Here is a 10,212-nt window from a genome sequence, read left to right on the forward strand (position 1 = left end):
CACTTCCTGCACTTCACCCTGTAGGTGTCCATCTTGATGAAGCCCATTTTCGTGCCGAGATCGAGCGTCCGCCATACCCTCTGTTCCCGGCCGTTGTCGTAGAGTTTCCCTTTTCGCCCGCAACAGCCGCACCTGCTGGCGTTGCCCTTGGTGAGTCTTACCGTGATGGTGACCGTGGTATCGGTTTGTTCCTGCTTGACGACTGAACAGCCGTTGACATTGAAGATGGATTTGTATAATTTTGACATGGGCTTTTTCTTCTGTTTTTTTTGGCGATTAAATTTTAGAAAATAGCCCATTTTTTGTTTAATTTAGGCGAAAGTCAACAAAAAAGGGTGGCGAAGCCACCCACACATGTTGATGAAGAGCCAATAATTTTCAGCAATCTTTTCCTTATAATACAAATCGCGGTCAACTGCAGGCCAAGCCACTTCGGCAATATCCGTTTCTCGCAGCATGCGAATTAAACGGTCGTTAGAATCCAATGTCGGTAAATCAAAGGAGGCAACATTCGGCTTTATTGCCGGCGCCGTAATATTGAAATAATAGTATTGCCAATAATAGCTCCGCAGCCCTTCTGTTTGCACAATATCGATCAGCTTTTTCACCTGTTCACAAGAATAGTCGCGCGTAAGCATATAGGCAATCATTGAACGCAAATCACGCATTGTCACATGCAATTCGCGTTTATAGACTATTGTACGTAGCAGCCATTCCAGACGATTCGTTACTTCAAGACCAACACTACTATCCCTAAAGGTATCAGCATTGTACTTAATAAAGCATTTTTCTGCAACAGGGCAACCTTCGCATTTTGTCCACAATTCGCTTGCAACCATCTTTTGAATTTGCTGCCCTAGCAAGCTTTGAGAATCACCTTCTCTCGCAGTGATCGACCTCAAATTGAGATTAATTACAATTAAACCAGGAAGCAAATCCACATGGCCTTCATTAAAGAAGAACTCCTCGATATTTGTTTCAAACCTTCTCAGTCGAGGCTGCTGGCTAAGAAAATCAACAAGTCGTCCTTCGTTTATAGCGATAATGCGGCCTTCTGGAGCCTTGGTATAGTCATCCAAATCAAAGAATGGTTCAAAGAAGGAATTCAAAACATCATTATTCAGCTTTGTATCTTCATCCTGTGAGCCGTCATAATTCGTTTCAAACTTTACACCATTGATTGTAAAGGTGCTTCCATTACCAACAGCTTTCGCCTGCACGGGAGCATTACGGCTTTCTATTTGCTTGATAAACGCAGTCTTACCATCACCTGCATTACCGGTAATTACAACCAGTTTGTATTTCAAGTTCGTGATATCGTCAATGAGGCGTTTATCCAACTTTGTCTCGATATAGGTCAAATCATCAAAACTATTAGTCGTTTTTGATTTGGCAACAACACCACTATTGCCATGACTACTCTGGCTATAAAGGGTATTAAGATAATCTACATAATCGGTTCTTTTGCCATCGGAATCTAAACGGATTATTTTTTCCGTTTCCTTAAGCATTCCGTTCAGCCCAATTTTTTCAAGAGCGGCAAGCATTTCCGCCGCATTCGCAAATCTTTCCGCTTTGTCAGTCTTGATAGAACGCATGACAAATGCTGCAAATTCTGGAGAAAGTCTTTCTGCATATTGCGCAATATCTGCAGGCTCTACGCCAACGATAGGCTGATTATTTTTTCCTAGCCAGGGATATGTATGAGCAATTAACTGATAAATTGATACTCCAAGAGCAAAAGTATCTGCAGAGCAATCCCAGTTGATAACAGAACTTCCCTGAATCAAGTCTGGAGCTAGATAAGGATATGTTCCTGCAAAAGCCTTATCGTCTAATTGGGATGATATGTTAAAGTCGATCAGCACATATCGAGAGGACTTATCCCAAATAATATTATTGGGCTTGACATCACGATGGTACATCGGCGGATTTTGTTCCTGCATGTACTTGAGAGCATAAAGGATTTGACGAACCATTTTATATAGTTCGTTCATGGTCATCTTCAAATCACCTTCGACAAACTTATTCAAGTTGTCGCCCTCAAGCAGCTCCATTAACGTATAGAAGAAACCCTGAGTTGTTATTCCGTTGTAAATGAACTTTACGATATTATCGTGAGACAATTTATTGAGTGTCTGGTACTCATTTATCGTTTCTTGTGCAGAAGAATCTCTGTCAAAAATTTTGATGGCGTAAAATTTGTTCTGTAACGTCTGCTTTGCCTTAAAAACACGGCCAAAACCACCTTTCCCCAGCGGTTCATACAAGACAATCTCCGGAGTCACCTGATCACCGGGTTTCAAATCCTCAATTTTCTTTTGCGTTTGATTAGCAATGGGAGACTCGGCCTGTTTTTTGCGAATAGATTCCTGGGCAGCAGGCTTTAAGTTGATGTTGATAAACTCAATCATTTCCTCAGCGGAGGCAAAACGGTTATTGACATCAACAACAACAGTCTTTCGCACCAGTTCATCGAACCATGGTGGCAATTGAGAAATTACCTTGGATGGCATCAGCGATTCATCTAGTTTTCCACCATGCACCCTGAAAGACTGTGAATCATTAAATGGCAACTTACCCGTCATCAGTTCGTAAAAGACTACTCCTAAAGAGAACAAGTCGCTAGACGCACAGACATCATTGTCATCCTGTTCAGGAGAAACATAGGGAGAATCCTTAGTTGGCACAAGTTCTGTTGCGACCGTGTAGCCCATTTCTTGATGTTCAGTAAACCACGAAAGTCTGAAATTCGCAAGGGCTGCCCCAGAGTTTGTTACATAGATATTCTCTGGGCAAACATCACGATGGTAAATTCCTTCAGAATGCGCTTCTTTTAGGGCGTTTGCAATATCGAGAACAATCTGGATTTTTTCCAAGTCGGTCAAAGTCTTCTTTTTTATATGAGCCCGTAACGTAGATTCTTCCATGTACAGGCTTTTTTCATAATAAAAACAACCGTCTTCGCTTAGAATACTTTCACACGGAATAATGTTTCCGCGGAAACCAAGTTTTTCATGAACATACTTGGCATTTTCGGCCTTTCTGCGAATAGTATCAAGTTCTTGTTTGGACTTTTCCGCATAATCCAGCGGATACTCTCTAATTTTATACTTTCTATCTGCAAAGAACTTTGCCTTACACAAGTATTCCGTAAACGAATCTGTCTCTTGCAAAACCTCGATGATTTGATAGTCCAGAAGGACTTTTCTTCTTCGACGATATTGTGCAACCGATGCACTACCAGTTAAAAAATCGACAATGTCTTTCTGATATGCTTTTATAGCATCTGGAGCCTTACGGACTTTTGCGTTATCTTTAATAAAATCAATAAGCGGTTTTTCTAGCAAAAAAATCTGGTCATACGATTTGCTGTAATGGTCAATACCTGTTTTTGACTGGCCCGGAAAACTCAGCGTTACCGCAGTCTGTACGAAGGCCCCGCCCCACAAATGGTTATGAGACCTTAACATAGAAGCCAAGATGCGTGTTTTACGTTCTGCAGCCACAAACGGATTTTTTCGTTCGGCCCCATTTACAAACCACGCATAATCATCACCTTGAAGATTGCCACCCCAATCCTTATTTTCAATATGGTAAATGGCATGAGGAGCAACAACGATGCAGTCGTATTCGCTGCTAGCCACAAGACCCTGCGGATTTTTATTGGCATATTCTCCGTTAGGAACAATCCAATAATCGGCAGGAAGATTGTTCTGCAAATAATCAATTAGGCGTTTTTCGCCTGCATTGACAAAACCATCGCTATGAACAGGGAATTTTACTTGAGCCATATAAAAACCTTTTCTAACAGAAGTTATGCTTTCCAGCCATCAATTTCTTTTTCAACTAAGGAAATTGCATCTATTTCTTTCATAACCGATTGATATAATTTATTCTGAGAATCTAACACCATATCGTTGATTTTTTTCATTAAATCTCTTTTTATAATAGGCACAGGAATTTGTTCCAAAAGTTTTGGAATTGGTCTACAAAGTTTTGTTCCTGCTTGGGTACTTCTAATAAGACGAAAACCATAATCCGAAGATAACCATAGATACAAATATCCAGACATAACAGATTGATTCGTCTTCATTCTAATAAATTCACCAGAAACCAGCTTTCCTTTCAAATATTCATTCGCGTAAATACATCTACAAAACGATTCCGTTTCCGCCAAAGTTCCCACTCCGGCAATCATTATTTCATTCTGCTCAACTAATCTATCAAGCCTTACATTTCGTTTAGATATATACTTACCCTTAATGATAGTATCAAAAATATCTTTCTGATTTATAAGCATTACACCATGGCCAGGATTCAACTCAATTCTAGGAAAACTCCCCGTTGAGAACAAACCATTTTCATCCAAACAATCAATTAAGGGTTTTGTTTCTATAGTCCTTTTTATTCTCTTTATCAAATTGCGATTACGCAGTGATAAATTAAACGCATTTATTGTAACTGGAGTAACAAGCTTTTTATTTATGACAAAAGACGAAACAGCCCTTTTTTCAACAGAGGGGCCAAAATAGTTGTATTCATCTATACTAACTTCATTCAAACCAGTTTTAGAATACAAAATCTGCATGGCCGCTTTCTGAATATCATTTGCTTCTTCGCGGAGGCGGGCACTTTCCTTAATCAAATTATCTACTTTTTCTTGAAACTTTGCAGGAAACTGTGGTATAGGAACATTGCGAACATATTCGTCATTTACATGTTTTACAACGCCACCAAATTCTGACTGAGTCAAAAGGCAATGACCAAATTTCGAGGACAAATAAGCATAGACGCATCCTCTTTTTACAATCTTGTCATTAGGAACTATCCTAATCAAATCATGTGTCGCAATGTGGTTTTCAAAGCATTTATTTGTATAAGTTACATTACCAACCGTTCCTGAACATGTTACCAAAATCCAATCCTTTTCAAGCATCAAATAAGAAAGCTCATTCGCTTGGCGTTTGGACAAGAAGGCACCTGTATTAATGTCCGATAAAACCGTATCAGAAGCTGCCAAATACGGGACACCATATTCCTTATCCTTGACAAAATTGCGCGAAAAGATATTTCCCAAAAATACTCTATCGGAACAGCAATCTACTTTAGACATCTTGTATGGAGATTTTTCAAGAAGCTGATGAACATAAACAGCTTCACTCAAATGAAATGACGGATCAAAACGCCATACACTATTTTTTACAGCACTATATTTTACCGATTCTATTTTCATTTGTGAGCTTCCTTGAATTCTTCGTACGCCTTTGTCACTTCAGGAAGGTCATCATCCAGTTTCTTTATCCGCTCCTTACGCTCACGGACAACTTCTCGACCGCGTTCGTCGCGAGTCAGCCATTTCTTTACATTGTCGAAAAGCAATTCTGCTCCATCATCATCCCTCTTGTAAATAGGAACTCCACGACGGTCCTTGCCGACATGCTCCACAATCGCCATGAACACATCGTAATCTTCATCATCGATAGAAATCAATTGTTCCTTAGCTGTTTTCTTTTGCAAGAACAACAGCGAAGCCTGCACACCGACCTGCGGCAAGAAGGTCTCCACTGGTAAATCCACCGAAGCAAGCAATTTAAAATGCTGAAGAATCCAAACGCGAGTGTCTTCCATATTCGGGTTGCCAAGAATACCATCCGGCAAGACAATCGCCATTTTTCCACCCGGCTTCAAGAAATTATAACAAGCTTCGATAAAAAGAACTTCAGGAGCGTTACTTCCCTATTCACGGCCTAAGTAATAGCGTTCCGCTATTTCCTTATCGACTTCCACCTTTGAACCAAAAGGCGGATTTGTGAAAATCATATCGAATTTACCCTGAGCGTTATCGTCAGCCGTTTCAAACTTGAACTTTTTATCCTTACTTACAGCAATACTTTCGTTAACTTTTTCTGCAACCTTAGGAACATCGGGTTTTGAACCTTTCGGATAGTCAAGAGAATTAATATTGAACACATTGGCGTGACCATCGCCAGCCATCACCATGTTCATCCTTGCCGCTTTCTTCAAATCGGGGTCAAAGTCAAAACCGAAAATCATGTTCTGCGCATATTCGCGAACTTTCTCTTCAACCTTTTCCGAATTGCATTTCGCTTCCAAGCGGACATCATCTAATTCAGACCAAATGTTTTTCGCAATTTTATGGCGAACATGGTCCAATACCATCACGATAAATCCACCCGAACCACATGCAGGGTCAAGAACGCGAGTATTTTCATCAGGGTCCAACATTTCCACCATACACTTGATGATGTTTCTCGGAGTAAAGAACTGTCCCGCTTCCTGCTTTAATGTATTCGAAACGATGGTTTCGTAAGCAGTTCCCTTCACATCAACAGTAGCGTCCAAAAAAGAATACTTAGAAAGCTCCGCCGCAACAAAAGCCAGGCCTCGGTCAGACAAACCTATAGTTTCGTTTCCGTCAAAGACATCGCTATACAAGCCATCTTCTTTCAACTTGCGGAAAATCCCCTTGATTCTATCGGCAACAGCCTTCTGACCTTCAGGCGTATTCTGTTCCTTGACACCCACCCAAAACTGGCGACGATAAGATTTCCCTTCACGAGCATCTGTAAAGCGTCTCTTTTCATCATAGAGTTTGCAGAATATCAAATTCAGCAATTCCCAGAAAGCAGTCTTCTTCATTCCTTCGTTACCATAGATGTAATCGTGGCAACGCTTGAAGGCTTTTACCAAAGATTCGTTCGCAGGCTTTCGTGGCATCGCATGGTCACCCGCCTTTTCCAAATCTTCTAGAGTTTGCCCCGCTGCCGGGAAATCGGAAATGTCCTCGATTTCAACTTGACCGAAAGCATCCTCGGCCTTCGAGACAAACGCCAAATCCTCGCCATTCGTCCAGCACCCAAAGTCACAATTCGTATAGGAAAGTACATCATCCAGAACAACATGCACGCCTGCCTTGGCGTCATTTGTTTTCACCTTGGAATCTTTTGCAACAACAACTGCACGAATCAAATTTGCCTGATCATGCTCACGACCGTTTTCAAAGACCGCCAAGTCTATTTTGACACGGCGTTTCTTGCCTTCGTCGTTTTCAAACGCTATCTGGAAATCCCTTTGCAAGTCAGACATGTCAAAGCCATATTCTTCTGACATCATCTGAATCATATATTGCAAGTTCCGTTCTTTTTCGGTCGCCTTGACAATTTTATTGGTCAAGATGCAAATAAGCTGGTCTTCGTTTAGAACGATTTCTTCAGCCGTTTCTTGTTCTGGGGAACGTTTAGCCATGGGAACTCCACTACGTGTAATAGGAAATGTTGTGGGAACGGAGGCCGAAGAATTTCTGCATAAACGAACCTAAACGCGAAGCTACACAAACCTCGACCTGATATCGCAATACAAACGTCGGCCCAATCAATAAAACCTCGACTAGATTTTACTCTTGCGCCGACAGAAGATTTCGCGATTTTTGGAAATAAAAAAGCGCGAGCCATCTGCATGTCGTAATCGAGGCTCGCCAAAGCCTTTCCAATGACAAGTGCAAACAGCTCGCGCACAAATGTGCGCGAGCGTTCACCCTGTTCCCATTGAACTTGAAATTTTGCCGATTTCGATTACAGGAACAAGAGCAAAAACTCTATGTGCTTTTAATTTAAATAAAAGTGCATGACAAGGAATGTCTTAGCCTAAAAAAGGGGGTAAAATGAACACAATTAACGAAAAACGTCGAATTTGCGATAGAAAAACGATTTTTGGACATTTTCGGGATTGAGTCCCAAGTCTGTCGTTCCCGATTATCGTGGTGATTGTAGCATCAATTATGTTTTATAGCGGTTAAAAACAAATCTTTCGGATAAAAAACAGCAAAAAAACAAATATTCGGCAAAAATGTCGAAAACTATTGTTTTTTATTCAAACATATTGTATATTTTGAATTAAATCAGACAAATTTGACGGAGTAAGTTCATGCTTTTAGAATTTGGCGCTCGAAATTTCTTTTCGTTTAAAGAAGGTTTCACCTTTTCCCTCGAATTAAACGGGAATTGCCCCAACAGCATTTCAAAAGGAAGAAAAACAGCCAACATTATGGGCATAAAAGGAGCCAACGCATCTGGCAAAACAAATGTGCTCAGAGTTCTTTCCTTTATAAAATACCTTTGCACAGATTCTTACAATTCAGCACCCAAATCAGAAATTCCTTTTGACAATTTTTTCGGGAATAACGACCCTACAGATCTGTTTTGTCGTTTCGTTATTAACGAAAAAAAATATTTGTACGAAGTCAGCCTAAACAAAAAAGAAATTATATCTGAAGAGTTATCCCTTGACGAAACAGAGCATTTTATTTTCAAAAGGCAATTAGACAAACTTATTTCTGTCGCCAAAGATTTTGATGAACTTAATCAAATAAGAATTAGAAACAATGTTTCTATCATTCATTTGGCCAAGCAAGGGGAGTTCAGTTCGCTGGAACCTTTTTTCGCGTTCTTCGACAGTATTTTAACAAATGTAACGGATTATGGTTTAAGCAATTTCCATTTGGATCAATCCCTGATTTGCGAAAACTACAAAAACAGTCATCCTGAACGTCTCGCCAATGTGAAGGACCTCTTGAAAAATGCTGATACAGGCATTGTTGATGTAAAGATCGCAAGGTCTCTCTCTCCTAAAGGAGACACACAATATCATCCCGTCTTTTATCACGATTTTAACGGGAAAAATTATGCAGTCCCCTTTTGGCACGAATCCAGCGGAACAAGAAAACTGTTTTACGATTTAGCGCTCTATTATATGGCATTGGAACAAGGTGGAGTTCTTCTTTTGGATGAATTTGACATCAATTTACATCCGAATCTCCTGCCAATGTTGATAGATCTCTTTGACGATCCTGAAAAGAATCTAAATAACGCACAAATGATTTTCTCTACACATGACACGGCAATCATGGACCGTTTAGGTAAATATCGCACATATTTGGTTAACAAAGAAAATAACGAAAGCTTTGGATACAGACTAGATGAAATCCCTGGCGACATTCTTAGAAATGATAGACCAGTTTCATCTCCATACAGAAATGGTAAGGTCGGGGGAGTTCCTAAAGTATGACGAAGAATAAACAAAAGTATCAAAACTCACGAACGCTTCAGTATATCAACGACTATCCAGAGACAATCGTTGAAACGGCAGGAATTGCACCGTTATTAAAATTTAATCTGAAATTTTTAGAAGTCAATCAAAAAGACGCTGGATTTTGTGCGCTCGAAGATCTTACTGATTCCGATCGTGAAATGCTGCTAGATAAAATGAAATGGTTTTCAACCGAATCCAGATTCACATGGGAGACAAAACCAACAGGCAGAGGAGAACGGCCTCTACTGGTCGTGTATGACAACATACCAGGCAAATCAAAAGCAAAACACCCAAAGAATGTTCCTAGCGATGTCTCATGGGCAAGATTCAGACTTGAAGGTCGTTTTAGATTAGTAGGTTTCTTCATTCCTGATTCTTTAGATAAATGTCCTTACAAAGCAAACGGAAGAGAATATTACTACGACCGCAATACATTCTATGTTGTATTCCTCGACCCAGATCACAACTTTTATCCTGTTTAAGCACTACTCAAAGTTTTAAAGCCCGGGCGTTACGGGGGCGGCGTCTGAGCCCACGTAGAGGGGGTGGAGAGCAACAAAGTGCGAACCAGGGGGAGACGTCCCCTTTTATAAAAAAAGACCGCAGCGGTTAGGCTACGGTCTAATTTTTTGCGGGTCTGGATCCTTCGGCGCGACGCGCCTCAGGATGACGTTTGTCGATGCAAGGGCCCTTCGACAGGCTCAGGGACCTTTACTTCACCACGATATTCACCAGCTTGCCAGGAACTGCGATAACCTTCACGACGGTCTTGCCGTTGGTAAACTCTTGAACACGTTCGTTAGCCATGGCGAGGGCTTCCAAAGCGGCCTTGTCCATGTCCTTGGCGACGCTTGCCTTGGCACGGAGCTTGCCGTTCACCTGGAACACGACTTCGACGGTGTTTTCCACAGCCTTGCTTGCGTCGGCTTCAGGCCATGCCACGTTGGTGAGGGAACCTTCATGACCGAGGATGCTCCACATTTCTTCAGCGATGTGGGGTGCGAAGGGCTGCAGGAGCTTTACGAAGGTTTCGCAAGGTTCGCGGTAGCGCTTGTCCATCTTCATCATTTCGTTGTTGAAGATCATCAGCTGGCTGATAGC

6 protein-coding genes and 1 pseudogene are annotated in these 10,212 nt (G+C 41.1%); 2 read left to right on the top strand and 5 right to left on the bottom strand.

The genetic code is table 11. The features are described 5' to 3' along the window. From MMG03_RS15590 to mads2, 4 genes and pseudogenes are all read right to left on the bottom strand, one after another. Positions 1 to 248 (bottom strand): transposase family protein (locus tag MMG03_RS15590; protein WP_249505554.1); only part of this gene is annotated, 248 nt, incomplete at its 3' end. 63 nt (positions 249 to 311) lie between these two features. Next, complete coding sequence (gene mads6, locus MMG03_RS15595) at positions 312 to 3,794, bottom strand: methylation-associated defense system protein kinase MAD6 (protein WP_249506704.1); 3,483 nt, start codon at positions 3,792 to 3,794, stop codon at positions 312 to 314. Between the two features lie 23 nt (positions 3,795 to 3,817). Beyond that, on the bottom strand, positions 3,818 to 5,236 hold the full coding sequence (gene mads5, locus MMG03_RS15600; protein ID WP_249506705.1) for a methylation-associated defense system restriction endonuclease subunit S MAD5: 1,419 nt from the start codon (positions 5,234 to 5,236) through the stop codon (positions 3,818 to 3,820). Next, a pseudogene (gene mads2, locus MMG03_RS15605) lies at positions 5,233 to 7,269 on the bottom strand (methylation-associated defense system DNA methyltransferase MAD2). Before mads2 ends, mads5 begins: the two are co-directional and overlap by 4 nt. Before the next feature lie 678 nt (positions 7,270 to 7,947). Between mads2 and MMG03_RS15610 the strand changes: the two are divergent. Further along, positions 7,948 to 9,087, top strand: a complete 1,140-nt coding sequence (locus MMG03_RS15610; RefSeq protein WP_249506706.1) for an ATP/GTP-binding protein — start codon at positions 7,948 to 7,950, stop codon at positions 9,085 to 9,087. Then, positions 9,084 to 9,593: a hypothetical protein gene (locus tag MMG03_RS15615; protein ID WP_088640505.1), complete on the top strand. Its 510-nt coding sequence runs from the start codon at positions 9,084 to 9,086 to the stop codon at positions 9,591 to 9,593. The genes MMG03_RS15610 and MMG03_RS15615 overlap by 4 nt, the downstream gene beginning before the upstream one ends. A 229-nt stretch (positions 9,594 to 9,822) precedes the next feature. Here MMG03_RS15615 and MMG03_RS15620 read toward each other — a convergent pair. Continuing rightward, positions 9,823 to 10,212, bottom strand: a 390-nt coding sequence (locus tag MMG03_RS15620) for a class I tRNA ligase family protein (protein ID WP_249506707.1), incomplete at its 5' end; no start/stop codon positions are given.

Source organism: Fibrobacter sp. HC4 (genome assembly GCF_023373925.1).
Lineage (GTDB): Bacteria > Fibrobacterota > Fibrobacteria > Fibrobacterales > Fibrobacteraceae > Fibrobacter.